Annotated in this window: 26 protein-coding genes and 1 riboswitch; of the genes, 11 read left to right on the top strand and 15 right to left on the bottom strand. The window is 68.8% G+C overall.

Annotated features, from left to right (window positions below; translation table 11 throughout):
- Positions 1-44 precede the first annotated feature (44 nt).
- The 3 genes from ACZ5QD_RS12570 (at position 45) to ACZ5QD_RS12560 (ending at position 3165) form a co-directional block, all read left to right on the top strand.
- Entirely contained in the window at positions 45-1427 is a 1383-nt protein-coding gene (locus tag ACZ5QD_RS12570; protein WP_006897983.1) for a glutamate decarboxylase, read from the top strand.
- A 77-nt stretch (positions 1428-1504) separates the two neighbouring features.
- Positions 1505-2170 (top strand): hypothetical protein, encoded by a 666-nt coding sequence (locus ACZ5QD_RS12565; RefSeq protein ID WP_006897984.1) that lies wholly within the window; start codon positions 1505-1507, stop codon positions 2168-2170.
- On the top strand, positions 2167-3165 hold the full coding sequence (locus ACZ5QD_RS12560) for a helix-turn-helix domain-containing protein (RefSeq protein ID WP_045539433.1): 999 nt from the start codon (positions 2167-2169) through the stop codon (positions 3163-3165). Before ACZ5QD_RS12565 ends, ACZ5QD_RS12560 begins: the two co-directional genes overlap by 4 nt.
- Here the strand turns inward: ACZ5QD_RS12560 and ACZ5QD_RS12555 are convergent.
- Positions 3162-3653, bottom strand: coding sequence for a hypothetical protein (locus ACZ5QD_RS12555; protein WP_006897986.1), 492 nt, complete (start codon positions 3651-3653; stop codon positions 3162-3164). The genes ACZ5QD_RS12560 and ACZ5QD_RS12555 overlap by 4 nt on opposite strands.
- 302 nt (positions 3654-3955) lie before the next feature.
- Here ACZ5QD_RS12555 and ACZ5QD_RS12550 point away from each other — a divergent pair, with 302 nt between their 5' ends.
- Positions 3956-5026: a helix-turn-helix domain-containing protein gene (locus tag ACZ5QD_RS12550; protein ID WP_464366802.1), complete on the top strand. Its 1071-nt coding sequence runs from the start codon at positions 3956-3958 to the stop codon at positions 5024-5026.
- A gap of 18 nt (positions 5027-5044) precedes the next feature.
- On the opposite strand, the gene thiD is transcribed toward ACZ5QD_RS12550, so the two are convergent.
- A complete protein-coding gene (gene thiD / locus ACZ5QD_RS12545) occupies positions 5045-5857 on the bottom strand; it encodes a bifunctional hydroxymethylpyrimidine kinase/phosphomethylpyrimidine kinase (protein ID WP_051999700.1) in 813 nt (270 codons plus the stop codon).
- A gap of 47 nt (positions 5858-5904) precedes the next feature.
- Entirely contained in the window at positions 5905-7596 is a 1692-nt protein-coding gene (gene thiC / locus ACZ5QD_RS12540; protein ID WP_006897989.1) for a phosphomethylpyrimidine synthase ThiC, read from the bottom strand.
- Positions 7588-7701, bottom strand: a riboswitch (TPP riboswitch). (Overlaps the previous gene by 9 nt.)
- Positions 7702-7827: 126 nt before the next feature.
- Here thiC and ACZ5QD_RS12535 point away from each other — a divergent pair.
- Positions 7828-8178: a GNAT family N-acetyltransferase gene (locus tag ACZ5QD_RS12535; RefSeq protein ID WP_006897990.1), complete on the top strand. Its 351-nt coding sequence runs from the start codon at positions 7828-7830 to the stop codon at positions 8176-8178.
- Positions 8179-8206: 28 nt separating this feature from the next.
- Here the strand turns inward: ACZ5QD_RS12535 and ACZ5QD_RS12530 are convergent, their stop codons facing one another.
- Genes ACZ5QD_RS12530 through ACZ5QD_RS12510 form a run of 5 tightly spaced genes read right to left on the bottom strand, consistent with a single transcriptional unit; the run spans position 8207 to position 11336 of the window.
- Complete coding sequence (locus tag ACZ5QD_RS12530) at positions 8207-8989, bottom strand: exodeoxyribonuclease III (protein ID WP_045540517.1); 783 nt, start codon at positions 8987-8989, stop codon at positions 8207-8209.
- Between the two features lie 4 nt (positions 8990-8993).
- Positions 8994-9479 (bottom strand): barstar family protein, encoded by a 486-nt coding sequence (locus tag ACZ5QD_RS12525; protein ID WP_464366801.1) that lies wholly within the window; start codon positions 9477-9479, stop codon positions 8994-8996.
- Positions 9476-9988 carry a guanyl-specific ribonuclease gene (locus tag ACZ5QD_RS12520; RefSeq protein WP_006897993.1) on the bottom strand — a complete coding sequence of 171 codons (513 nt, stop codon included), beginning with the start codon at positions 9986-9988 and terminating at the stop codon, positions 9476-9478. Before ACZ5QD_RS12520 ends, ACZ5QD_RS12525 begins: the two co-directional genes overlap by 4 nt.
- A gap of 30 nt (positions 9989-10018) precedes the next feature.
- On the bottom strand, positions 10019-10711 hold the full coding sequence (locus tag ACZ5QD_RS12515; RefSeq protein WP_464366800.1) for a GNAT family N-acetyltransferase, cg3035/Rv0428c family: 693 nt from the start codon (positions 10709-10711) through the stop codon (positions 10019-10021).
- A gap of 34 nt (positions 10712-10745) precedes the next feature.
- Positions 10746-11336 carry a peptide deformylase gene (locus ACZ5QD_RS12510; RefSeq protein ID WP_045539684.1) on the bottom strand — a complete coding sequence of 197 codons (591 nt, stop codon included), beginning with the start codon at positions 11334-11336 and terminating at the stop codon, positions 10746-10748.
- 168 nt (positions 11337-11504) lie between these two features.
- On the opposite strand from ACZ5QD_RS12510, the gene ACZ5QD_RS12505 reads away from it, so the two are divergent.
- The 4 genes from ACZ5QD_RS12505 to ACZ5QD_RS12490 all read left to right on the top strand — a co-directional run bounded on the left by ACZ5QD_RS12505 (position 11505) and on the right by ACZ5QD_RS12490 (position 14335).
- Positions 11505-11861 carry a DUF3263 domain-containing protein gene (locus tag ACZ5QD_RS12505; RefSeq protein ID WP_006897996.1) on the top strand — a complete coding sequence of 119 codons (357 nt, stop codon included), beginning with the start codon at positions 11505-11507 and terminating at the stop codon, positions 11859-11861.
- Between the two features lie 57 nt (positions 11862-11918).
- Positions 11919-12440 carry a LytR C-terminal domain-containing protein gene (locus ACZ5QD_RS12500; RefSeq protein WP_006897997.1) on the top strand — a complete coding sequence of 174 codons (522 nt, stop codon included), beginning with the start codon at positions 11919-11921 and terminating at the stop codon, positions 12438-12440.
- A gap of 136 nt (positions 12441-12576) precedes the next feature.
- Complete coding sequence (locus ACZ5QD_RS12495) at positions 12577-13179, top strand: superoxide dismutase family protein (RefSeq protein ID WP_006897998.1); 603 nt, start codon at positions 12577-12579, stop codon at positions 13177-13179.
- Between the two features lie 25 nt (positions 13180-13204).
- A complete protein-coding gene (locus ACZ5QD_RS12490) occupies positions 13205-14335 on the top strand; it encodes a glutamate--cysteine ligase (RefSeq protein WP_464366799.1) in 1131 nt (376 codons plus the stop codon).
- 26 nt (positions 14336-14361) lie between these two features.
- Here the strand turns inward: ACZ5QD_RS12490 and mnhG are convergent, their stop codons facing one another.
- From mnhG to ACZ5QD_RS12460, 6 genes are read right to left on the bottom strand one after another with little or no spacing between them, the layout of a single operon-like run.
- Complete coding sequence (gene mnhG / locus ACZ5QD_RS12485; RefSeq protein ID WP_006898001.1) at positions 14362-14694, bottom strand: monovalent cation/H(+) antiporter subunit G; 333 nt, start codon at positions 14692-14694, stop codon at positions 14362-14364.
- Positions 14691-14951 carry a monovalent cation/H+ antiporter complex subunit F gene (locus ACZ5QD_RS12480; protein WP_006898002.1) on the bottom strand — a complete coding sequence of 87 codons (261 nt, stop codon included), beginning with the start codon at positions 14949-14951 and terminating at the stop codon, positions 14691-14693. Before ACZ5QD_RS12480 ends, mnhG begins: the two co-directional genes overlap by 4 nt.
- On the bottom strand, positions 14948-15733 hold the full coding sequence (locus tag ACZ5QD_RS12475) for a Na+/H+ antiporter subunit E (RefSeq protein WP_346076798.1): 786 nt from the start codon (positions 15731-15733) through the stop codon (positions 14948-14950). The genes ACZ5QD_RS12480 and ACZ5QD_RS12475 overlap by 4 nt, the downstream gene beginning before the upstream one ends.
- Positions 15730-17367 (bottom strand): Na+/H+ antiporter subunit D, encoded by a 1638-nt coding sequence (locus tag ACZ5QD_RS12470; RefSeq protein ID WP_278125215.1) that lies wholly within the window; start codon positions 17365-17367, stop codon positions 15730-15732. Before ACZ5QD_RS12470 ends, ACZ5QD_RS12475 begins: the two co-directional genes overlap by 4 nt.
- On the bottom strand, positions 17364-18023 hold the full coding sequence (locus tag ACZ5QD_RS12465) for a Na(+)/H(+) antiporter subunit C (RefSeq protein WP_464366798.1): 660 nt from the start codon (positions 18021-18023) through the stop codon (positions 17364-17366). The genes ACZ5QD_RS12470 and ACZ5QD_RS12465 overlap by 4 nt, the downstream gene beginning before the upstream one ends.
- Entirely contained in the window at positions 18023-20914 is a 2892-nt protein-coding gene (locus ACZ5QD_RS12460) for a Na+/H+ antiporter subunit A (protein WP_222111465.1), read from the bottom strand. Before ACZ5QD_RS12460 ends, ACZ5QD_RS12465 begins: the two co-directional genes overlap by 1 nt.
- An 83-nt stretch (positions 20915-20997) precedes the next feature.
- Between ACZ5QD_RS12460 and ACZ5QD_RS12455 the strand changes: the two genes are divergently transcribed.
- Together ACZ5QD_RS12455 and ACZ5QD_RS12450 are read left to right on the top strand one after the other, a co-directional pair.
- The gene (locus ACZ5QD_RS12455; protein ID WP_006898007.1) at positions 20998-21417 is read left to right on the top strand and encodes a hypothetical protein; all 420 of its coding nucleotides are present in this window, start codon (positions 20998-21000) and stop codon (positions 21415-21417) included.
- Positions 21418-21573: 156 nt separating this feature from the next.
- The gene (locus ACZ5QD_RS12450) at positions 21574-22167 is read left to right on the top strand and encodes a hypothetical protein (RefSeq protein WP_062366469.1); all 594 of its coding nucleotides are present in this window, start codon (positions 21574-21576) and stop codon (positions 22165-22167) included.
- Positions 22168-22290: 123 nt separating this feature from the next.
- Here the strand turns inward: ACZ5QD_RS12450 and ACZ5QD_RS12445 are convergent, their stop codons facing one another.
- Positions 22291-25539: a (Fe-S)-binding protein gene (locus tag ACZ5QD_RS12445; RefSeq protein WP_464366797.1), complete on the bottom strand. Its 3249-nt coding sequence runs from the start codon at positions 25537-25539 to the stop codon at positions 22291-22293.
- Positions 25540-25922 lie beyond the last annotated feature (383 nt).

Genomic DNA, 25922 nt, shown 5'->3' with positions numbered 1-25922 from the left:
CGCCGAGTTCCCGCGCTGTACCCACCGCTGTTGAAGGAGAAGAGATGCCCAACTCGCGTTCGACCGACTCGATGATCGTCAGTCCCGTGTTCACCCGCGGGGGAGAGGCGACCGAACTGCCTCGGTTCGAGATGCCCGACGAGATGATGCTGCCGGAGACGGCGTATCAGATCGTGCACGACGAGGCGATGCTCGACGGAAACGCCCGGCTCAACCTGGCGACCTTCGTCTCGACCTACATGGACAAGGAGGCGCAACTCCTGTACATGCAGACGGTCGACAAGAACATGATCGACAAGGACGAGTACCCGGCGACGGCGGCGATCGAGGACCGCTGCTGGCGGATCCTCGGCAACCTCTGGCACAACCCCGACGTCGACCAGGCGATCGGCACCTCGACCATCGGGTCGTCGGAGGCCTGCATGCTCGGCGGCCTGGCGCTCAAACGCCGGTGGCAGGCCAAGCGCAAGGCCGCGGGTGAGTCGATCGAGAAGCCGAACCTGGTGATGTCGACAGCGGTGCAGGTGTGCTGGGAGAAGTTCTGCAACTACTTCGAGGTGGAGCCTCGCTGGGTGCCGATCACCGAGGAGCATCTGTTCCTCGACGGCTATGAACTCGAGAAGTACGTCGACGAGAACACGATCGGCGTGGTGGCGATCATGGGCCAGACGTACACGGGCGCGTACGAGCCGGTGAAGGAGATCTCCGCCAAGCTCGACCAGATCCAGAAGGACACCGGCCTCGACGTGCACATCCACGTCGACGGTGCCTCGGGTGCGATGATCGCGCCGTTCTGCCAGCCGGATCTGGAGTGGGACTTCCGCGTCGACCGTGTCGCATCGGTCAGCACCTCCGGCCACAAGTTCGGTCTGGTGTATCCGGGCGTGGGCTGGATCGTCTGGCGCGACGCCGAGGCGCTCCCGGAGAGCATGATCTTCCACTGCAGTTACCTGGGGGGAGACATGCCGACGCTCGCGCTGAACTTCTCGCGGCCGGGCGCCCAGGTGCTGCTGCAGTACTACCAGTTCCTGCGGCTGGGGCGGGCGGGCTATGCCGCCGTCCAGCAGGGTTCGCTCGACGTGGCGCAGTACCTGTCGTCGGCGATCGCGGAGATGGGCCCGTTCGAGTTGATCAGCAAGGGCGACACCATCCCGGTGTTCGCGTGGCGGCTCACGAAGGACGCGAACCCGAACTGGAACCTGTACGACCTTCAGGACCGGCTTCGGATGAAGGGCTGGCAGGTGCCCGCCTACCCGCTGGCCGACGATCTCGCCGACATGACGGTGCAACGGATCGTGGTGCGGGCCGGGCTCAGTCACGATCTCGCCGACAAGTTGCTCGACGATCTGCGCGCGGAGGTCGACTTCCTCGAGAAGCTCGACGCGCCGATGCCGCGTGAGGGCAACAACTCGCACTTCCACCACTAGACGTCCGTGGTCCGCTGCTCGTCTCCTCAATGTGGGAGGCGAGCGGCGGGGAGTCGCTCAGGAGACACGTACCGTCCATGACCAATCGCAACGCCACCACGGCGCTGACGAGCCGGATCCTGACACCCTCGGTGGTTCATCAGTGCATCGGCTTCATGATCGGCTCTGCGCTGTTCGCGATCGGCTCGGCTCCCGGTTTCGGGAACTGGGCCGGCGCGTCCGTCGTGAACATCTGCTATTTCGCCGGCTCCTGGTTCTTCACCGGTGCGGCGTTCATCCAACTGGTGCTCAGCGGCAGTCCCACCGTCCCCGTCTCGTATGCGCCGGGGGTGATGGTTCGCGCCGAGTGGTTCGCGGCGGCGACGCAGTTCTTCGGCACACTGCTGTTCAACGTCAGCACCGGCGGGGCGCTCATGACGCACACCATCCGCGGCGAGAAGCATCTCGTCTGGACTCCGGACGCGGCCGGCTCGGTGGCGTTCCTGGTGAGCGGGTTCTTCGTCCTCGTCGCCTTCTCCCACGCCACGGGACGGATGTGGGCGCCCGGTGACCGGAACTGGTGGTCGGGCCAGATCAACTTCATCGGGTGCGTGGCATTCGGCGTCTCCGCCGTCGCCTCCTACATCACGGTCGGCGGCATCACCGTCGATGCCGTGGCCGCCAACGTGGGCACCTTCGTCGGCGCGATCTGCTTCTTCCTGGCCTCGGCCGTCGTCCTCCCACGGGCATCGGCGGCACGATGACTGCCCGGCCCGCCCCGGACGAGATCAGGGACTGGAGCCGGTCGGTCGGCGTGTGCGACGACGATCCGCCGCTCGTTCTCGGCGGGCGGCAGGGACTGGCGGCCTACCGGGACATGGTGGGCGTCGACCGGCTCGCGAGCGCTGACCCGGAGACTTTCGGCGCAGCGATCCACCAGCGCAGGCTGTCGGTGGTGACGGCCACACGGGCGCTGCGCACACCGCTGACGTGGCACGCGGAGGTTTCCGAACCCCCACCGGACGGCGACTTCCTGTTGATCGCGATGCCCGACGCCGCGGGATCGTCCGGCGACCACGTCGTGGTCGTGACCGGCGGCTCGCCGGAACCGCCGTCGTCCGGTGACCTGGCGGACGTGGCCGCGCTGCGGATCCCGGCCGACGAACTGGGAGTCGGGGCGAGGACGCTCGCCACGGCCGGTGTACTCATTCCCGACACCCTGTTGGCGGCGGTCGCGGCGCGCAGTGTCCGCGGGTTCGTCTCATCGGTCATCGCGCGCGATGTGCGGACGCCGACCCTGGCCGCCGAGATCGCGATGATCGACATGCTCTCCGCTGTGGTCGCCGAGACGGGCTGCCGGACCGGTGACGTGTCCGGCACCACCGCCTACGTCCGGGAGCAGACTCACGAACTCATCGAGCGGCACTTCCGCGATCCGTCGCTGTCACCGGCGGTGTTGGCCGGGCGCCTTCACCTGTCCCGGCGCCAGTTCTACCGCCACTTCGAGGACTGCGACCGGAGCGTCGCCGAGATGATCGCCGACCGGCGACTGCAGGCCGCGCGGGTGCTGCTGATATCGAACCCGGCGGCGTCGATCGCCTCGGTGGCACGAGCGTGCGGGTTCGCGTCGCTGGGCGCCTTCCGCTTCCGGTTCCGCCGCGCCTACGGTCTGGGCCCCAATGAGTTCCGTGATCGGCTGGCGCAGTCGAGGGCGGGAGGGGCGCCCGCGTCCGCGGAGACCTCGCGTCCGGTGGGCTAACCCGACTTCGCAGGCGGGGCGACGGTTTCGGTCACCGTCTTGGTGTCGGTCTCGGTCCGGGTCCTGGTGACCGTGTCGGTCACGGTGCGCGTGGCCGTGGCGTTCGACGTCGCTGTCTCGGTCGCGGTCTCGGTCACGGTGTCGGTCGCGGTGCGCGTGGCGGCGCTGCCGGTGGTCGTCGAGATCACCGTGGTGGTGTCGACGACGGTCTCGGTGACCGGAGCCTGGCTGTCGGACGATCGGCTCTGGCCGACGAGGAAGAAGCTGACGATGACGAGAGCGGCGGCGAGGCAGGCGACCGCGGTGATGATCCGCCAACGCCGGACGGCCGCGGTCTCCGCGGCGGCGGCCGTCACGGGTTCCGGAGGGCCGGTCGGCGGGCCGTACCCCGCTGGCTGGTTGCTGTAGGCGGTCTGTCCCGCAGACGCCGGGTACTGCGGCTCGCTCGACGGGGGTGTCGTGGGGCCGTCGTTCGGCGGCTGGGTCACGGGCGCTCCTAGGACGAGACGATGCGGGCCGCGGCGGGTCGTCGCGCCGCGGTCTCCCAGAACAGTACCGCGCCGGGTATGCCGCGATACCGGCCTGCTAGCAGTTACCCCCAGGTAGTGACAGTTGCGACGCAAGTTTGCCGATCGGACCCGCCCGATGTGACCCGAATATCACCTTGGCGCTTTTGGTGATTCGCTCGACACTGATAATTGGGTGTGCAAGTATGTCAGATGAGAAAGCAAGGCTCCCTCCCAAAGCCAGGCCCATCTCGCCATGTCCCCCATGCGTAGAAGGTCTCCTCATGCCCCATAGTGCAACCCTGCCCAAGACAAGTCTGTCCAATACGCGCGCTTCGTTCCCTCAGGCGGCACGTCCCGGACTGGCGACCCGGCTCACTCCGCGCACCGTCGCCGAATGGGAAGCGCGGCTCGGCGTCGGCAGTGTCCCGACGCGCCCGCGTCCGGACCGGTTCACCGGCCATTCCGGCACCACCGCCTACAGCCCGACGGTCGACGTCCGCATCGCGGAACCGGAGACCTTTCATGCGATGCGCTTCGCACAGAGTCTGTCGTCGATCGTGACCTACTGCGCACTGCAGCCCGCGATGACGATGGAGCGCACGGCGGAGCGGGTGCGGAACGAGCCGTCGGACCCTCTGGTGGTCAGTGTCAGCGGTATGCGCGGACAGTCACTCATCCGGCAGAACGGCCGGGAGTTCGTCTACGGCCCCGGCGACCTGGTGTTCGTCAGCAACGCGACCCCGTACAGCCTGGTGACCAACGCCGTGGCCGACCCGTCCGGACTGCTCATCCCGTTCAATCGGCTCGGCAAGCACCGCCACATCGCCGAGCGGCTGCAGCGTCCCATCGCGGCCAACACCCCGCTGGCCCGCGCGGCCGCGGTCTTCGTCCGCCGATTCGCCGCCGAGACCTCGGCGCTCAATGCGGGGCAGGCGACGGGCACCGTCTCGGAGCAGGCCGCCGTCGATCTGATCGTCGCCGCGCTGTCGGAACTCGACGGTTCTCCGACCGGCACCGAGGACAACGCCCTGTTCGTCCAGGAGGCCGCTCGCGACCTCATCGACCGCCACCACCGCGATCCCAGCTTCTCCCCGGACGCGATCGCCGAGCGGCTGCACCTCTCGCGCCGCCAGCTGTACCGCTACTTCGAGAACTGCGACACCTCGCTGGCGAGCCGGATCGCCGATCGCCGGCTGCAGACCGCCCACGAGATGCTCATGCAGAACGCGGGCGCCTCGATCAGCACCATCGCGCTCTCATCGGGCTTCCCGACGGTCGCGACCTTCCGGAACCGGTTCAAGCAGCGCTACGGCGTCGGACCGGTGGAGTATCGCCACCGCGTGCGCGGATAGCGGCGGGGCCGGCACCGGTCACGGCGGAGATTCGGCCGCCGGATCGAGCCGCCACAGCGGGTTCACCGGGCCGTGGCCGGCGCCGAGCGGATAGGCGGCGGCCAGGCCGCGGGTGACCCACCGCTTCGCGAAGGCCACGGCGTCGGGCACGCGGTAGCCGTGGCCCAGCGCGCCGGTGATCGCCGCGGCCAGGGTGTCACCCGCACCGTGGTCGTGCGGGGTGTCGATGCGTCTGCCCGGGAACTCCAGGAACTCTCGGCCGTCGTACAGGATGTCGGGGCTGTGTTCGCTGCCCCGCAGGTGGCCGCCCTTCACCAGGGCCCACCGGGCGCCCGACTCGCGCAGTGCCGCGGCGGCCGCCCGTTGGCTCGCACCGTCCACGACGTCGATCCCGGTCAGTAGGCGCACCTCGTCCAGGTTCGGCGTGACGACCGTGGCGAGCGGCATCAACCGCTCGGTGAGCGCACCGAGGGCGTCGGACGCCAGCAGGGGATCGCCGTGCATCGACGCGCAGACGGGATCGACCACCAGCGGCACTCCCGTGTCACCGCCGATGCCGAGCTGCGTCGCGGCCTCGGCGATCGCCGTGATGATCGGATCGGAGGCCAGCATCCCCGTCTTGACCGCACAGACGCCGATGTCGGGAACCACCGAGTGCATCTGCGCCGCGACCACCGCCGGATCGATCTCCTGGATTCCGGTGACCCCGGTGGAGTTCTGCACGGTCACCGCGGTGACCGCGACGCAGGCGTGCAGGCCGAGCATCGCGAAGGTGCGCATATCGGCCTGAATGCCCGCGCCGCCGCCGGAATCGGAGCCGGCCACGGTCATCACCCGGACCGGGGTGACGCCGGGGCCGGCCTGCGGAAGCCGCAGGGTCACGGCGCGGCGGCCTCGGAGATCGGCAGGTACACCTGGTTTCCCGCCGCCGCGAACTCGGCCGATTTGGCCGCCATGTCCTGTGCCAGCCGCGCGTCGATGTCCTCCTGCGTGACGAGCCCGTTCTCCTGTGCATAGGTGCGGACGTCGGCCGAGATCCGCATGGAGCAGAACTTGGGGCCGCACATGGAGCAGAAGTGCGCGGTCTTCGCCGGCTCGGCGGGCATCGTCTCATCGTGGTACTCGCGTGCCGTGTCGGGATCGAGCGCGAGGTTGAACTGATCGGTCCAGCGGAACTCGAAGCGCGCCCTGCTGAGGGCGTCGTCGCGTTCCTGGGCGCGCGGATGCCCCTTGGCGAGGTCGGCCGAGTGTGCCGCGATCTTGTAGGTGATGACGCCGACCTTCACGTCGTCCCGGTTCGGCAGCCCCAGGTGCTCCTTCGGCGTCACGTAGCAGAGCATCGCCGTGCCGGCCTGCGCGATCATCGCAGCGCCGATCGCGGAGGTGATGTGGTCGTAGGCCGGCGCGATGTCGGTGGCGAGCGGGCCGAGCGTGTAGAAGGGGGCCTCCTCACACAGCTCTTCCTCGAGCCGGACGTTCTCGGCGATCTTGTGCATCGGGACGTGCCCGGGGCCCTCGATCATCACCTGTACGCCGTGGCTCTTGGCGATCTTCGTCAGCTCGCCCAGGGTCCGCAGTTCGGCGAACTGCGCCTCGTCGTTCGCATCGGCGATGGACCCGGGGCGCAGGCCGTCGCCGAGCGAGAAGGTGATGTCGTACCGCGCGAAGATCTCGCACAGCTCGTCGAAGTGCGTGTACAGGAACGACTCGGTGTGGTGGGCCAGACACCATGCGGCCATGATGGAGCCGCCGCGCGAGACGATGCCGGTCACCCGCTTGGCGGTCAGCGGGACGTAACGCAGGAGCACGCCGGCGTGCACGGTCATGTAGTCGACGCCCTGTTCGGCCTGTTCGATTACGGTGTCGCGGTAGATCTCCCAGGTCAGGCGCGTGGGATCGCCGTTCACCTTCTCGAGCGCCTGGTAGATCGGCACGGTTCCGACCGGGACGGGGGAGTTGCGCAGGATCCATTCGCGAGTGAGGTGGATGTCCTTGCCGGTCGAGAGATCCATGATGGTGTCGGCGCCCCACCGGGTGGCCCAGACCATCTTCTCCACCTCTTCGGCGATGGACGAGGTGACGGCAGAGTTGCCGATGTTCGCGTTCACCTTCACCGCGAAGGCCTTGCCGATGATCATCGGCTCCGACTCGGGGTGGCGGTGATTGACCGGAATCACCGCGCGTCCGGCGGCCACTTCGCTGCGGACCAGCTCGGCGTCGACGCCCTCGCGCGCGGCGATGTATCTCATCTCCGGCGTCACGATCCCGGCGCGTGCCCAGGCCAGCTGGGTGGCCGCGTCGTGTCCGCCCACGGGCACCGGTGCCGGCCGTTCCCAGGAGTCGCGCGTCTTCGCCAGCCCCTTCTCGAGGTCGATGGTCGCCGACGAGTCGGTGTACGGACCGGAGGTGTCGTAGAGGTCGAGGTGCTCGCCGTTCGTCAGATGCACTCGACGCTGGGGAACGGCCATGCCGTCGACGTCGAGGTAGACCTTGCTGCTGCCCTCGATGGGGCCGCAGGTCACCTCGGCGGTGGCGTCGTCACGTGTGGTTCCAGGCATGGATGTGCCCATGATGATCCTCCCTACGCCGGCATTATCCGGACAGGTTCAGGCGGTCGACGACCGCCTGTCGCCATCTCAGCCCCCGGTTCCGTGGGAGCCCCCGCGTGTGAAGTTGTGCGGTGCCCACCATACTCACGTCGTCCGGTCGCGTCGCATCGTGATGCAGATGTGACAGATGTGACTTGCGTCTCCCCGTCGAACGAACGTAATCTTGTGACGCTGGTCACAGGAGGTCAACGAATGCATCGCAAAGTCCGTCACTCGCATCCGCCGCAGTCGGCGCGCTCGCTGCTGCACCAGATCTCCGAGGTCTCCCACAATCCGGAGCGGGAGCGCTTCGAGTTGCGGGTGGGCGGCGACCTGGTCGGCGTGCTCGGCTATCGCATCGACGACGGTCCCGACGGCGAGGTGGTGACGATCCTCCACACGGTCCTCTACGACGAGTACAGCGGCCACGGGCTGGCCACTCGGCTCACCGGCGGCGCCATGCAGTACATGCGCGACAACCAGCTCAAGGTGCGGCCGCTGTGCACCTTCACCAAGCACTTCCTCGACGCCCATCCCGGCATGGTGGCGATGGCCTCCGCCTGAGGCGGACCGACCGGCGCACCCGCCGGGATCAGCTCAGGTCGAACACGAGGGGGGCGTGATCGCTGGCGCCCTCCGCGGCGCGGGCGTCGCGGTCGATGAAGGCGTCGTGGATACGGTCGTCCAAGGCGGGGGAGCAGAGCGCGAAGTCGATGCGCATGCCCTCGTTGCGGGCGAAGCGCCCGGCCTGGTAGTCCCAGAAGGTGTAGGTCCCCGGACCGGGGGTGAAGGGGGCCGCGCTGTCGACGAATCCGCCTTCGACGAAGCGGCGGAAGGCGGCGCGCTCCTCGTCGGAGGTGTGCGTGCGGGACGCGAAGTACTCGGGGTCCCACACGTCCTCGTCGGTCGGCGCCACATTCCAGTCTCCGGCGAGAGCGACCTGGGCGGCGGGATCGTGCGACAGTTCCAGCGATGTGACATCGGCGAGGGCGCTGAGCCAGTCGAGTTTGTACTGGAAGTGATCGTGTCCCGGCTCGCGCCCGTTGGGGGCGTACAGGCTCCAGACGCGCACGCCACCGCAGGTCGCCGAGATGGCTCGCGCCTCCCGTTCACCGGCGTAGAGCGGCTGCCCGTCGAATCCGATGTGGATGTCGTGCACCCCGATCCGGGACGCGATCGCGACGCCGTTGTATCCGCTCGACCCGTGGAACGCGACGTCGTAGCCGTGGGCCAGAAAACTCATCACCGGGAACTGATCGTCGGTGCACTTGGTCTCCTGCATCGCGAGCACATCGATCGCATGCCGATTCATCCATGCCACGACCTGCTCGGATCGGGCGCGGATCGAGTTCACGTTCCACGTCGCCAGGCGCATGGCGTCAATCCTGCCGCAACCGCATCAGGGGCGCACCGGCACCCTCCCATCGGCCTGCGACGGCGGCCGCGTCGTCGGCGGACGTGAGCAGGACGAGTCCGAAGCGGCGGCCCGATCGGCGCAGCCGCTCCCGCCAGTGCGCGGGGGAGGTGGCGAACCACTCGAAGTCGCCTTCCGGAGCGTCGGCCAGGAGTCGGCCGGCATCGGAGACGACGGTCAGCAATGCCGTCGCCCGAGCGCCGGTGGGGGTCCGCAGACCGGTGGGGAGGTCGCCCATGCAGTCGTCGAACGCGTCTTTGTTGTGCCCGAAGTGGCCGGGGAAGTCCCATGCGGCGGCGAAGAGGTCGTACAGTCCGTCCAACGTGCGCATCCGGTCGCCCGGCAACCGCCGGACCGCTGCGCCGGTGCGGTAAGTGGTGACGTCGCCGATCGCGAGCGCTGTCGCCGGGCCCTCGCCGGCGAGGAATTCGGTCAGGGAAGTGGTGGTCACGCCGACGGCCCCCGGATCTGGACGAAGGTCCGATAGTGGTCGAGGGTGTACCAGGCGGACCCGTCGCTGCCGGTCACGATGCGTTCGGCGTCACGTCCGCGTCCCGGCTTCTTGGGGTTGACGTCCCATTCCTTGTAGACGATGCGCCGCCCGTCTGCGGACTTGACCGGCAGCTTGCGCTCGTTGTTCCGGAAGGTGTCGCCGCCGTGGGTGCCCGGGGCGTTCGCCGCCTCCGGCCACCGGCCCGAATCGATCTCGTTCAGCGTCTTGGTGACCCGGGTGGGAGCGTCGCCGCCCCTCGCCTCGACCGTCGCCGGGCCGGGCGCCGCCGTGGACGTGCCGAGGAGCGGGCCGGCGGCCGTGGACGTCGGTGCGGACGACGCGTCGTCGGGGCTGTCGCGGCCGTCGATCCACCACGTGAACGCCGCGATGGCGAGCAGCGCGATGACGGCGAGCGCCGAAGCGATGATTCGTCGCCTGGTCAGGTCGGGGTCGGTGGAGTTCGGCATCGCCGTCCACCGTAATTCATCGCGCCGCCGCTACAGAGCCAGCAGGCGGCACGTGTGGTGCAGTTCGAAGTCCAGTGCTCGCCACGCCGCGCGGGCCGAGTCGTCGGACGCCGCCACCGTCACCGCGACCACCCCGTCGGCGATCGGCGCCCAGTCGCCGGGCGGGGTGGGGCCCGTCGGCTCGGGGCCGATCAGCACCTCGTAATCGGCCGAACTCGCGATCGCCGCACCCAGCGAGGCGACGCGCATCAGCCGGTCGGCGACGATCACGCGGCGCGGCAGCCCCCGGCCGTCGAGCCAGCGCAGCGCCGCGGGCAGACCGGCCGCGATGGAGCCGAAGTCGACCGGTGCCGCGGCTCCCGACCGCAGAGAGTCGCCGGCGCCGTTGACGAGCCAACCGTCGGTCTCGGTTCGCTCGGCGGCCGGTGCGGCGCGCATCAGCGCTCGCTCCACGCCGCGGATCTCGGAGTTGCGCACCACCCGTCGCGAGAGCAGTCGCACCGACGTGATCGCATCGGTGCGGATGCGGTGGCGGACGCCGTCGCGCTCGACGACGATCGCCTCGCCGGTCCGCTCCCGGAGCAGCCCGGTGATGTCCGACAGGCTGGGGGAGCGATCGGTCGGGGGATTGGGTGAGGCCCGCCAATCGGCGGGCGCGTCGGCGCCGAGCCGGTACCGGACCACCACTCGATCGCCGACCGCGGGCTGCGGTCCGCGAGACACGGGCGACGGGTCCGGCGACGGCACGGCGGGCGGGTCAGTCGTCGTGGCCGAACGGATCGGTGACGGTGCCCGGCAGCCAGGTGAGGCCGGGCACGCCCCAGCCGTTGCGCTTGATCGCCTTCTTGGCCGCCCGCGCGTTGCGCCCGATCAGCACGTCGACGTACAGGAATCCGTCGAGGTGTCCGGTCTCGTGCTGCAGCATCCGGGCGAAGAATCCGGTGCCCTCGATCTCGACGCGGTCGCCGTTGCGGTCGGTGCCGACCACCTTGGCCCAGTCGGCCCGCCCCGTCGGAAAGCCCTCACCGGGCACCGAGAGGCAGCCTTCGTCGTTGTCGTCGGGATCGGGCATCGTCTCGGGGATCTCGGAGGTCTCCAGGATCGGATTGATCACCTCGCCGCGCCGGCGCACGCCGGCATCGGGGCAGTCGTAGACGAACATCCGGAGCGGCCGGCCCACTTGATTCGCCGCGAGTCCGACGCCGTTGGCGGCGTCCATGGTCTCGTACATGTCGTCGAGCAGAGCGACGATCTCGGCCGAGGGCTTCGAGTCGGCGTCGAGCTCGACCGGGGTGGTCGGCTGGTGCAGCACGGGTTCGCCGATGATGCAGATCGGGAGAATTGCCATGACAGAGCAGTCTACTGCGCGAGAGGTCCGGTTTCGCTGCGGTGCGTCGGCACGGACGGCGGCCGCGATCGTGGTTAGATGTTCGACGGAACCACACTGATGTCATTCGTGCGCCGAGGCGGCGTGCGAGCCGGTGTGAATGCACGGTCCAGCTGTTTGAGGAGCGAGATGAACGGCGCAACGGCGAGTAGCCCGCAGGGCGACGACCCCTCGGCGATCGACGGAGCCCGCGACCAGGCTGCGAACCTCGACCCCCACGAGGTGGGTCCCGACGGACTGACCCGGCGTGAGCGGGAGATCCTGAACTTCGAGCGGCAGTGGTGGAAGTACGCGGGATCCAAGGAAGACGCGATCAAGGAACTGTTCAACCTGTCCGCGACCCGCTACTACCAGGTGCTGGGGGCACTGGTGGACCGCCCGGAGGCGCTCGCCGCCGATCCGATGCTGGTGAAGCGTCTGCGCCGGCTCCGCGCCTCGCGCCAGAAGGCCCGCGCGGCACGACGGCTCGGGTTCGAGATCACCTGACGCGGGCACGGCCTGCGCACGGGCTGCGCGGGTGGCCGGTGGGTTAGAGTTGCCGTGATGAATGCTGAGCGAGAGAACAACCGACTTCCGCTGCGTGCGGGTGCCATGCTGCTGTTGGCGATCGCGGTCGTCTGCCTCGGCCTCGGCATCCATCAGTTGACGACCAGCGGTGAAGATCCCGACGCCGGCCTCAAGGCCGCCGGGCAGAGCGCACAGGCCGCCGCCGAGTCGGAGAAGCAGCAGGAGCAGGCGACGTCGAGCAAGTCTCCGTCCAGCAGCACCGCGCCCGCCGCGGACACCGAAGGCGTGCCCGAACTGTGCGTCCTCAATGCCGGCAACGTGACCGGTCTGGCCGGTTCGGTCAGCAAGGAGCTCACGGCCGCCGGATTCAAGGTCGGTGAGACGGCGAACCTGAGTACGTCCAGCGTCAGCGAGAACACCATCTTCTACTCCCCCGAGCAGGAGGAGGCCGCCAAGAAGGTGGCCGCGGCCGTGCCGGGCGGTGCCGCCCTGAACCCCCGGCCGACGGCTTTCACGCGTTGCCCGGAGGGCCTGCCGGTCGTGGTGGTGAGCCGGTAGCACGCGGACCGGACGCACCCGTCATAATCATTGGCGAACAGTAAACATCAGCGAACACGGCAACAGCCCCAACGTGCACGCGAAGCGGATGGAGATCCGCCCAGCCGACCACAGCGCCGACGACTAAGGAGCACACATGACCGTCCGTAGCACCAATCGCGCTTCGACCGTCCGGGTCATGGCGGCCGTGGCCGCCGCGGGCGGCGCGGCCCTGGCACTCTCGGCCTGCACCCCGAACGAGCAGCCGAGTGACGTGCCCGGCACCACCCCCGCGGTCGTCACCGGCGACCAGGTGGCTCCCGGCGACGTTGTGAACGCCGACGGCATCCCGGCAAGCGCGCAGTCCGCGTCGACCACCCTGGTCAACAAGGACGGCAACCGCGTGGGCTTCGTCAGCTTCTCGCAGGAGGGCGAGGCCGTGAAGGTGTCGATGCGGGTGGCCGGTGTGAAGCCGGGCGAGCACGGCATCCACATCCACACAGTCGGTAAGTGCGAGCCCGCGACCGGGTTCTCCACCGCCGGCGGTCACTTCCAGGCCGACGGTCACACCGGCAAGCCGGAGTCGGGCGATCTGGCCACGCTGAACGTCCTCAAGGACGGTACCGCCAGCGCCAGCACCACCACCGACGCGTTCACCGTCCAGGACATCCGCGGCAAGGCCGTCATCCTCCACGATCTCGCCGACGGCGGCTCCGAGGCACCGCGCCTGGCCTGCGGCGTGATCTCGCAGACCAGCTAGCGCCGACCCGAGGCAAGGAGCCGCGGTGACCACTCCGGCGGCGATCCCGTTCCACGGGTCGCCGAAGCCGACGCTCGGGGTCGAGTGGGAACTCGCCCTGGTCGACAAGTCGAGTCGCGACCTGTCGAACGCCGCAGACCGGCTCTTCGAGCTCGTCGACGCGCGTGCCGGCGATCAACGCGACAAGATCCATCGCGAACTGCTGCGCAACACGGTGGAATTGGTCACCGGCATCTGCACCACCGTCGGCGAGGCCATGGACGATCTCGGCGGGTCGCTCGACGTGGTGCGCGGGCTGTGCGACGAGATCGGCATCGATCTGTACGGCGCGGGCACCCACCCCTTCGCGGAGTGGTCCGCGCAGCAACTCACCGAAGGCCACCGGTACGCCGAGTTGATCGAGCGGACGCAGTGGTGGGGCAGGCAGATGCTGATCTGGGGCGTGCACGTGCACGTGGGCATCGACAGCCGCGAGAAGGTGCTGCCGATCCTGTCGTCGCTGCTGAAGTTCTATCCGCATCTGCTCGCGCTGTCCGCGTCGTCGCCGATGTGGGCCGGACGCTCGACGGGGTATGCGAGCAACCGCGCGATGATGTTCCAGCAGTTGCCGACGGCGGGGCTGCCGTTCCAATTCGAGTCGTGGTCGGAGTTCGAGGGCTTCGCGCAGGACCAGAAGACCACCGGGATCATCGACCACCTCAACGAGATCCGCTGGGACATCCGGCCGTCGCCCCATCTGGGAACCATCGAGGTGCGGGTCTGCGACGGAGTGTCGAACCGGCGTGAACTCGCGGCGATCGTCGCCCTGACCCATTGCTTGATCGTCGACCTCGACCGGCGCCTGTCGGCGGGACAGACGCTGCCGCAGATGGCTCCGTGGCTGGTGCAGGAGAACAAGTGGCGCGCCGCCCGCTACGGGCTCGATGCGATCATCATCCAAGACGCCGAATGCTCGGAGCGCCTCGTGACCGAGGACCTCGCCGAACTGCTGGTGCGTCTGGAACCGGTGGCGGCGTCGCTGGGCTGCCTCGAGGAACTGGGTACGGTCGCCGACATCATCGCCGGCGGCGCCAGCTACCAGCGGCAGCGCCGGGTCCTCTCCGAGACCGGCGACATGCGCAAGGTGGTCGACTCGGTGGTCGCCGAACTCGGTTAGCGGACGCGTCCGCGACCGCGGTGGCGCTACCCGCCGTTTCGCGAGGACAGTTCGTCCTCGTCCAGAACGTCCTCCCCCAGGGCCTGCTCGCGATACACGAGGCGGCCGACGCGCTGGGCTACCACCGGCGCGGTGATGAGTGCGAACAAGCCGGTCAGGACCAGCATTCCGCCGTCCGGGTGGCTGTCGAGCCTGATGAAGGTGCCCGCGAGCACCAGGATCATGCCGAACGTCTGAGGCTTGGTCGCGGCGTGCATCCGGCTCAGCGTGTCGGGGAATCGGACGATCCCGATGGCGGCGGTGAGGGCCAGCAGCGAGCCGAGCAGGATCAGCGCCGCGGCCACGACGTCGAGGATCACTGGTCGTCCCTCACTCGGAAACGGGCCACGGCGATCGACCCGATGAAACCCACCAGGCTCAGCGCCACGATGCCCGGGACCACGGTGGTGTCGGTGGTGTAGGCCACCCACACCGACAGACCGGAGATCGCGATGGCGACCAGCGCGTCCACGCCGACGAGCCGATCGAGGGTCGAGGGCCCGCGAAGCGTGCGATAGACGGTCAGGAGCACGGCGGTGAGCAGCATCGCGGCACTGATGATCCAGACGACGGTCATGCCTTCTCCTTCCGTGAGCGCTCCTGCTCGACCACCCGACGGCGGTCGGCGAACGGGACGTGATGGTAATCGTCGTCGATTCCGTGGAACGGACTCGGATGCCACTCGTCGTCGCGCTCGAAGGTCTTGATGAACTGTCGCTCCACGTAGGCCATCTGCTTCAGGAACTCGTCGATGTACTTCTGTTTGCGCACGTCGAAGACGTGGATGTACAGCATCCGCTGGTCTTGATCGATCTCGACCACCATGGTGCCGGGCACCAGGTTGATGTAGTCGACGGCCAGCGTGAGCGTGAGGTCGGATTTGATGGCCATGTGCACGCGGACCACCGCACCGAGCGGCGGATCGCCCGGCTTCACCGCGGCCCACGCCACCTGAGCGCTGGAGAGGAAGAAGTTGTAGATCATCGTGCCGACGAGCTTGAGCGCCGAGAGCGGGTGAAACCGACCCTCCACCGGCACCCGCGGCAGCGGCAGCAGGACCATCACCAGCAGGGCGATCAACGCGCCGACCACGATGTTGGCCCAGGTGACGTCGCCCCAGAGAAGCACCCAGACGAAGGTGAGCCAGGCGAAGCCCCACAGTCGCAGGCCGAACTCGCGCAGCGAGCCGCCGGCCCAGGCCGGTGCGTGCAGGTTCTCGTTCAGCCAGACGTAGGTCCGGACCGCGGGCCAGGCCAGGTGCACCAGGGTGACCCGCCACAGGTTGCCGAAGAATGCGGCCACCGGGCGCTTTCCGACGGGTTTCGCGTGCGGCTTGTCTGGGAACGGCGTGCTGCTCATGGCCGGCCTCCGTCGGTGGCGTGCGCGGGGTCGGGCCCGTGCAGAACCGTCGAGATGTACTCGCTGCGGTCGAGGACGCCGTGTGCGGCGTCGTCGGTGAAGTGGAAGATGGGCCCGCCCCACAGCGTCAGCGCCAGACCGGCGGCCACCATCGCCATCGTGGGCAGCACCATGGCCACCGGCATCCGGCCCACGTCCTCGCGTTCCTCGAGCAGGACGTCGGTGCCCTCTTCGATGAGCGCGGACGCGGTGCTCGACGCCATGGCGCCGTCGGGCGCGTCGGCGCGGGCCCGCCAGAACGCCTTGGTCCAGATACGGGCCATCACGTACAGGGTGAGCAGGCTGGTGACGACCGACCCGGCGACCAGCACCCACGCCAGCACCGATCCGTCCTGGGCACCGGCCTCCAGCAGCGCGACCTTGCCGATGAATCCCGAGAACGGCGGAATACCGCCGAGATTCAGCGCCGGGATCAGGAACAGCCCGGCCAGCAGCGGACTCGCGATGAGTCCGCCGAGGCGCCGCAGCGACGCCGACCCCGCCTGCCGTTCGATCAGTCCCACCACCAGGAACAGCGTGGTCTGCACGAGGATGTGGTGGGCGACGTAGAAGATCGCCGCCGAGGTGGACAGCTCGGAACCGACGGCGATGCCGAACACCATGTAGCCGATGTGGCTCACCAGTGTGAACGACAGCAGTCGCTTGATGTCCGACTGCGCTATGGCGCCGAAGATGCCGACGAGCATGGTCAGCAGTCCCGCGATCATGAGCACGTTGTCCATCGATCCGCCGGGGAACAGCAGGGTGTGCGTGCGGATCAGCGCGTACACGCCGACCTTCGTCAGCAGTCCCGCGAACACCGCGGTCACCGGGGCCGGAGCGGTCGGATAGGAGTCGGGAAGCCACGTCGAGAGGGGGAACACGGCCGCTTTGATGCCGAAGGCCACCAGCAGGACCGCGTACAGCGCGTTGCGGGTGCCGTCGGGCACGTCGTCGAGCCGGACGGCCATCTCGGCGAGATTGAGGGTTCCGGTGGTCGCATAGGCGAAGGCGATGCCGGCCAGGAAGATCAGCGACGACACCATCGACACCATGATGTACGACGCGCCGGCTCGCACGCGCTCGGCGCTGGCGCCCAGGGTGAGCAGGACGAAGCTCGCCGCGAGGAGCACCTCGAACGAGACGTACAGGTTGAACAGGTCGCCCGCGAGGAACGAATTGCAGACGCCCGCGGTCAGGATGAGATAGGTCGGCAGGAAGATCGACACCGGCTGCTCGGTGGTTCCGTCCCTGATGCCCTGCCCGATCGCGTAGACCACGACGCACAGCAGCACGGTCAGCGAGATGACCAGCATCAGTGCCGCGAGCCGGTCGACCACCAAGGTGATGCCGAGCGGCGTACCCGCGATGCCGCGGCCGTCCCAGCCGCCGACGTTGACCGCGAAGGTCCCGTGAGCGCTGGTGAGGTAGAGCATCAGGCCGGACGCGATCAGCGCGACGCCGATGGCGGACACCGAGACCGCGCGCTGGATGGTGGGGCTCCGGCCGGCCAGCAGCGTCACGGCGGCCGCCAGCAACGGAACCATCGTCGGCAGCACGATGAGGACCGGGATCCAGGACGTCTGCGGCGTCATCGTGCCCCCTTCGCGTGCTCGTCGTCGTTCGGTTCGTCCGCGTCCCGCGGCATCTCGTCGCCGTCGTAAGGCAGGTACTCCAGGACCTCGGCGTCCTCGGGCATCAGGTCCGGCTCGTGGACGTTGATGTGCGCCGCGATGAACTCCTCCGGCGTCAGCGGGTTGCCGTACTTGTCGAACAGGTCGCCGGCGACGGTGTCGGCGCCGGTGGCCGGATCGTCGCTGAGATCGCGATCGGGCTGGGACTCGGGTGTTCCCGTGAGGATCTTGATGTCTTCCTCGTCGTCGCCGAGTTCGTCGTCGGTCGCTGCCTCCGCGCCAGGCGGCAGCTTCTCCTCCTCGGCGGCCTGATTGATCTTGAAGAGCCGGTAGGTGACGGCCAGGACGAAGGCCGCGATGCCCAAGGTGATGACGATCGCGGTCAGGATCATTCCCTGCGCCAGCGGGTCGGTGTCGAAGCTCGCCCCGTCGGATTCGCGCCCGCGGATCGGCGGATGGCCGGGCGGACCGGCGAGGACGAGGATCATCAGATTCAACGCGTTGCCCGCCAGCAGCAGGCCGAACAGCATGCGGATGAGGCTGCGCTCGGTCAGCAGGTAGACGCCCGCGGCGGCCATGGCTCCGGCCACGATCAACAGGCCCAGGTTCACCGACATCACCTCACCTCCTCGGGCTCGGGAGCGGCCGGTTCGGCGGGCTCCGGCGGGGCGTCGGCCACGTCGAGCCGGGCGCCGAGGCTCCGGAGGATGTCCAGGACCAGCCCCACCACGATCAGGTAGATGCCGAGGTCGAAGAACAGGGCGGTGACGATGTGGAACTCGCCGAAGACCGGCAGGCTCAGATCGATGACGGCGGACGAGAGCGCCGGAGCACCGAGCGCCAGGGACACCGCCGCGGTGGTCGCCGAGACCGCGAGCCCGGCGCCGAGGATGGTGCCTGCCTCCACTCTCATCGCCTCGCCGAGTTCGTAGCGTCCGCCCGCGAGGTAGCGGAGCACCAGGGCCAGGCCCATCACCAGACCGCCGGCGAACCCGCCTCCCGGTGCGTTGTGTCCGGCGAAGAAGAAGTAGACCGAGAGCACCACCAGGGTCGGGAAGACGAGCCGCGTGGTGGCCTCGAGGATCAGCGACCGCTGCGCCGGATCACGCATCTCGCTGCCGCGCAGCCACGTGGTGCGCCCGTGTGCGGCGTCGTCCCCGTTGCGGCGCTGAGCGAGTGCCGAGTCGGTGACCCGGGGGACGGCGCCGAACCGGCGGCTCCGGAACACCATCGAGGCCACTCCGGTCGCCGCGACGATCAGGACGGAGATCTCGCCGAGGGTGTCCCAGGCGCGGATGTCGACGAGCAGGACGTTGACCGCGTTGGCTCCGTGACCGAACTCGTACGCGGCGTCGCCGAGGTAGACGTGCAGTGGCTCGGTGGACCGTGCCGCTGCGGCGAACAGCCCGATCACCACCAGCATCGCACCGAAGGCGACGGAGATCGCGATGCGGATGGGGCGATGACCGGTGCGCAGCTTCGGGGTCGCCTCCGACGGAAGTTTGCGCAGGACCAGCACGAACACGACCAGTGTCAGGCTCTCCACCAGAAACTGGGTCAGTGCGAGATCCGGGGCGCCGTACATGGCGAACAGGGCGCCGCAGCCGTATCCGGTGATGCCGAGGGTCAGTAGGCCGGCGAGGCGGTTGCGCAGCACGGCCGTTGCGATCGCCGCGGCGACCATCACGAAGCCGATGACGATCTCTTCGACGGTGTCGAATCCCGCCAGGTGCAGCGACTGCCTGCGTCCCAGGAACAACACGCTGACGGGCAGGATCACCGCGGTCGAGAGGATCACGCCCTGGGTGATGGGCAGTGAACCGCGCTGGGTGTTGCGGGTGACCCAGAGGGAGACGGTGTCGGCGGTGCGCAGCGCGCCGTCGTAGATCCGGTCGGCGTTGAGCCGCGGCGGATGAACGAAGACGTGCGCGCGGCGCGCACGCAGGAACAGGAACAGGCCGGCGCCGCCGGCGACGACGATGATCGAGAAGACGACCGGGAGACCGAAGCCGTGCCACTGCGCGAGATGCTCGATCTCCTCGCCGTAGGCGGGCAGCGACTGCGCATAGGGCTCGAACAGCGAGCCGATCCATCCCGACGCGAACGCCGCGACCACGCCGGCCGCCGACAGCAGTGCCGGAGGGACGAGGAACATGAGGGCGGGCTGGTCGAGCTGTGCGACGGCCCTGGTCGGCAGGCGGCGGACCTTGCGTCCGAACGCGCCCCACAGGAAGCGCGTGGTGTACGCGAACGTGATGACCGAACCCACCAGCAGCACCACGTCGACTGCGTGCCGCTGCATCGGGGAGAGCGCGCCGGTGTCCCAGACGCTGCCGAAGGCGGTCTCCTTGCCGACGAAGCCGAAGGTGAACGGCAGGCCGGCCATGCTGGCGCCGGCCACCGCGGCGACCGCGGCGAGCCCGGGCAGTCGTGCGCCGAGGCGTGCGAGCTTGCGGATGTCGCGGGTTCCGGTGGACTTGTCGATGATGCCGACCACCATGAACAGGCACGCTTTGAACATCGCGTGCGCCACCACCATGGCCAGGCCGGCCATGGCGACGTTGGCGTCGCCCACACCCACCAGCACGGTGATGAAACCGAGCTGCGACACCGTGCCGAAGGCGAGGACGAGTTTGAGGTCCAGTTCGCGCAACGATCGCCATCCGCCGAGCACCATCGTGAGCAGACCGAGTCCGATGACCGGTATCTGCCAGCTCAGAAGGGGTGCGAAGGCCGGTGCGAGCCGGGCCACGAGGTACACGCCCGCCTTCACCATGGCCGCGGCGTGCAGGTACGCGCTGACCGGGGTGGGAGCGGCCATCGCGCCGGGAAGCCAGAAGTGGAACGGGACGATGGCCGACTTCGAGAGGGCGCCGATCAGCACCAGGATCACGGCGACGTCGATGTAGACGCTGCCGGCCGGCGGATGGGCGACGAGGTCCGACAGCAGGTAGCTTCCGGTCCGCTCGCCCAGCATGATGATGCCGACGAGCATCGCCAGCCCGCCGAAGGTGGTGACCAGCAGGGCCTGGGTCGCGGCGCGGCGCGAGGTGGCGCGAACCGTGTTGAATCCGACGAGCATGAACGACAGGACCGTCGTCGCCTCCCAGAACACGTACATGACCAGCGTGTTGTCGCTGACGACGAGGCCGAACATCGCGCCTGCGAAGGCCACGAGTTCGCCGCCGAAGACCGCGACTCTCCGGCGCATCTGCTGGAAGTAGTTGGCGCAGTAGATCAGCACCAGCGCGCCGACGCCCAGGATCAGCACCGACATGACGGCCGACAGAGTGTCGAACCGCAGCACGATGTCCATCTGCAGGCTGGGGATCCACTCGATCGTCTCCACGCGGGGCGGTGCGCCCGGGGCCGGCCAGTTGGCGACCACCCATGCCAGCCCGGCCGCCGGAGCGAGCGCCAGGACGTAGAAACCGCGGGAGCCGAGAGTCTTGATGATCGGTGGTGAAATGAGCGCACTGACGGCCAGGGCGATCAATACCAGGATCAAAATGGCACTCCGACTTGTGTCGAGGACGGGCGGGCGGGGTGTCGTGGTGACGAGAACTTGAGGTCTACCTTACCGTTTTCGATATGAAGGATTTTCGCAGACTGCTGGCAGCAGCGCTGATCATGGTGTGTGCGGGTGCGCTGTTCGTCGCATGCGGTTCCGATGACGAGCCGTCGCGGCCGGGTGTCGCGCTGCCGTCCGACTTCCCCGAATCAGACGTGCCGATGGTCGACGGAGCGGTGCTCACCGCATCGGGCGAATCGCCCCAGTGGCAGGTCACGGTGCAAGCGCACGCCTCCGACGGCAACCCGTTGACCAACGCGGTCACGAAGCTCACCGATGCCGGTTTCGCGGAGTCCTCCCGGGTCGACGACCCCCAGTCGAAGTCGGTGCTGCTGAGCAAGGACGTCGACGGCAGGCAACTGTGGGTCAACGTGGGACTGTCGTCGACGGCATCGGCCGGGGCCTCGACAGTGATCTATCAGGTGAGCTTCGCCGGCTGAGCGCCGTGCGGGTGAGAGCGGTATCGGTGCGGGCCGCGCCTCGCCGAACCCGAAGCGAACCGGTACGGGCGTCCCAGCGACCTCACAGATTCGGCGGGTTCCCTCGATGGTCGACGGCGACGACTGCGTCGCCACCGGACACGAGGATCGACCAGGATGACTGACCCCAACCGACCCCAGCACGACGACTCGGAGGCCCCCGGCGGGCAGACCGAGCCCCAATCCGACCACCAGCCCGACCCGCAGGCCGGACCGGACCCCACGAGCACCACGGCCCCGACCGAGCCGATCACACCGGTCGCCGGAACGCCGCCCGCCGACCCGGCGGCCGCGCCGGGACAGCCCGGGGCGGCCCATCACCGGCCGCCTCTGGTCGCGGCTCCGGCATCCACCGGCCCGCAGACCGTCGAGGTGCGGCGCAAGTGGCTCGTCGGGGGAGCGGTTGTCGGAGCCATCGCGTGTCTGGGACTCGCCTTCGGTGCCGGCTACGTCACGGGTGACCACACCGGCGGCCACCACAGGCAGAACGAGGCGCGATACGAGCGCGGCGCGACCATGCGCGGATTCATGGGGCAGGAGCGCAACGGTCTCGGTGGTCAGCGGTGGCGCATGATGCCGCCGGGATCGGCCAACGGCGACGGCCAGACGCCGGGGCAGCAGAACCAGACCCCCGATCAGAACCAGACTCCCGGGCAGCAGACGCCGGGCCAGTCGGGATCGGCGACCACGACGCCGGGAACCTCCAGCTGAACCGACGGCCCGCACGGGCCCGCGGCGAGACCGCACAGACGACGATGGCGGCGTCCGCACCCCTCGGGGTGGCCGATGCCGCCATCGTTCTGCGGTCGTCGCCTCGGCGACTCCCTGCCGGAATTACTTGCCGGGGCGCTTCTTCCCGGCGGCCAGACCGAAGCCCTTGGCCTTCGACGCACCGGTCTCCGTGATCGTCCGGCTGTCGGACGAGCCGGCCGCCGGAGCCGGAGCCTCGGCGGGCTCGTCGGTCTGAGCGGCGGTCTCGCCGGCCGCCGGCGCGGCGGGCTCTTCCGGCGCAGCAGGCTCCGGTGCGGGTGCGGTCTCCGCGGGGGCCGAGGGCTCCGCCGCCGTCGCTGCAGCCTTCGGGGCGCCGGGCTTCTTGGCGCCCGGCTTCTTCAGGCCTGCGGCCATGCCGAACCCCTTGGCCTTGCCCTCGGTGCCCGACGTGGTGGCAGCGGCAGCGGGGGCCGCCGTGCCGGTGTCGGCGCTGGTTGCATCGGCCGGGGCTTCGTCGGCCGGCTCGGTCGCAGCCGACTCGGTCGCCGCGCGAGCCGTCGGCTCGGCCGGTGCTGCGGCTGCGGGCTTGGCCGCGCCCGGCTTCTTGGCTCCGGGCTTTTTGAGCCCGCCGGCCATGCCGAAGCCCTTGGCCTTGCCCTCGGTGGCCGTGGTCTCGACCGGCGCCGCTGCCCCGCTCGTCGCTGACTCGGTTGCCGCTGACTCGGTCGCAGCGTCGTCGGTCGCGGGTGCCGCCGATGCCGCTGCCGCGGGCTTGGCCGCGCCCGGCTTGGGAGCGCCGCCGGGCTTCTTGAGTCCGCCCGGCTTCTTCAGCCCGCCGCCCATGGCCAGTCCCTTGGCGGGAGCTGCCTGGGTGGTCTCGGCCGCCGGTGCGGCCGGGGCCGTGGCACCGCCGGGCTTGGGGGCGCCGCCGGGCTTCTTGAGTCCGCCCGGCTTCTTGAGCCCGCCGCTCTTCGGTGCAAGACCCACCGCGGGCTTCGCCTCGGCCGGGGCCGCGGTGGCGGCGGGAGCTGCGGGCTTCGCCGCAGCGGCGACCGGCTCGGGCTCGGGGGCGCGCTCGGTCTGAATCGGCCCGAGGAAGTTGCCGCCGCGCTTGACCTCCGGACGGCCGCGCTTGACGCCCTCCAGGATCAGCTGGCTGACGTCCACGACCTCGACCTGCCCCTCGTCCTCGGTGCCCGAGGTCTGAGCGGTCACGCCGTCGGTGAGCATCACGCGGCAGAACGGGCAGCCGGTCGCGATCTTGCGGACCTGCTTGTTGCCGTCCGCGTCGGTCGGCCGGGAGTTCAGCGTGCTGAGCGCCTCGTCGACGCGGTCGACGTTGATGCGCTTGCCGATCTGCTCCTCCATCCACATCCGGGCGCCGCCGGCGCCACAGCACATGGAGCGTTCGCCGTGGCGAGGCATCTCGGTGAGCGTGGAGCCCGAGGACTCCATCAGTTCACGCGGAGCGTCGTAGACCTTGTTGTGGCGGCCCAGGTAGCAGGGATCGTGGTAGGTGACCTGCTCGCCCGCCGGTGCGGCGACCGGCACCAGACGCTTCTCACGGACCAGCCGGTTCAGCAGCTGGGTGTGGTGGACCACCTCGTACTTGCCGCCCACCTGCGGGTACTCGTTGCCGATGGCGTTGAAGCAGTGCGCACAGGTCACCACGATCTTCTTGCGCTGCTCGGGCGCGGTCGCGAACACCTCGTCGAAGGTGTCGATGTTCTGCTGTGCCAGCATCTGGAACAGGAACTCGTTGCCCGCACGACGAGCGGAGTCACCCGTGCAGGTCTCGCCCTGGCCCAGCACCATGAAGTCGACGGCCGCGATGTCGAGCAGTTCGGCAACGGCCTTGGTGGTCTTCTTCGCGCGGTCCTCGTAGGCGCCTGCGCAACCGACCCAGAAGAGGTACTCGTAGCCCTCGAACGAGTCGACGTCCTGGCCGTAGACCGGGATGTGGATGTCCATCTCGTCGATCCAGGCAGTGCGCTGCGAGGCGTTCTGGCCCCACGGGTTGCCCTTGTTCTCGAGGTTCTTGAACATGCCCGCGAGCTCGGACGGGAAGTCCGACTCGATGAGGACCTGGTACCGGCGCATGTCGATGAAGTGGTCGACGTGCTCGATGTCCACCGGGCACTGCTCCACGCAGGCGCCGCAGGTGGTGCAGCTCCACAGAGCCTCGGCGTCGATGACGGCACCGGTGGTGCCCTCGGACTCGCCGACCAGCTTGCGCTCGGCCTCGGCGCGAGCGGCCGCGGGGACCTTGTTCAGGCGGGCCTCGTCGACGTTGCCGTCGGCGTCGACGATGCCGACCTCGTCGCCGCCCATGTCCTTGCGGCCGCCGGCGAACAGGTACGGCGCCTTGGCCTGGCCGTGGTCGCGCAGCGACATGATCATCAGCTTCGGCGACAGCGGCTTGCCGGTGTTCCAGGCCGGGCACTGGCTCTGGCAGCGACCGCACTCGGTGCAGGTGGTGAAGTCCAGCCAGCCCTTCCAGCTGAAGTCCTCGATCTTGCCCGCGCCGAACGCGTCCACGTCCGGGTCGGCGGTCTCCATGTCCAGGACCTTGCCCTGGCTCATCATCGGCTTGGCCGCACCCAGTGCGACGCCGCCGTCGCTCTCACGCTTGAAGTAGATGTTGAAGAAGGCCGCGAAGCGGTGCCAGGCCACACCCCAGTCGATGTTGAGGCCGACGACGGCGAGCCAGACCATGCCGCTCATCAGCTTGACGACGGCCGCGGCGGTGACCCAGTAGACGGAGCTGCCCTCGAAGAGCTGGGCGAAGTAGTGCGTGAAGAACGAGGTCCAGACCGGCGGGTTCTCGATGCCCGACGAGATCTTGAAGGTCTTCACGAAGATCATGCCGAGGCCCTCGATCAGGACCACTGCCTCGACGAAGTAGGCGGCGCCGAACCGCGAGCCCGAGAAGCGCGACAGCCGGGCAGGGACGCGGGGATGGTTCAGCTGACGGATGACCATCAACACCACGATGCCGATGACGGTGGCCAGACCCAGGACCTCGTCGGCGAAGATGTAGATGTTCCAGGCGCCGATGACGGGCCAGTGGAATTCGGGATCGAAGATCTGACCGTACGCCTCGAACCAGAAGACGAAGCCGATCAGGAAGCCGAACATCACCAGCCAGTGGGCCCAGCCGACGGTGCGGAACTTGACCATGCGGGTGTGCGCGACGAATTCCTTCATCATCGTCGCGAAACGCTTCCCGGGGTAGGCGAACCGCGAGGGCTCCACCTTCTGGCCCTGGGCGATGGATCGGACCATCGTGCCCACGCCGCGAAGGAAGAGCGCCCAGCATACGAGGCTGAGTAATACGGCGATGGTTCCGATCACGGCGGTAGTCGTCGTCACTGGAAGTACCGGCCTTTCTGTCCAGGTCGTACCAAGACGTCAAAGCGCTCGGGTCATAGCACTCCGCGTCAACCTTTATTCCCTGGTTACCGTAAAGGTTCGACCCTGCTCGGGTCTGCCAAGGTTTGCCTAACTTCGCCTGCAGATCGGCCGTCACGGTTACCGTTCACCGGTATGTTACTCGCGAGTAATAAGAGGGTCCAGTCCGTATCGAGAGTGTGCTGAGGCGCACGAATCTGAGTCGACACGCCGAATTCGTGCCGTGAATCTGTGTCACCTGATCGGTTGAAAGTGGTGCTTATCACTCGAAAGTTACCGTTCGGTACGAGTCCGGCGGCGGGAGGCGGCAGCCCCGCGCGACGGGGGTGCCGGGCTCCTGTGTG

Source organism: Gordonia sp. J1A (assembly GCF_055393515.1).
The sequence above is the reverse complement of the archived record's forward strand: the minus strand, read 5'-3'. Positions and strand labels throughout refer to the sequence as shown.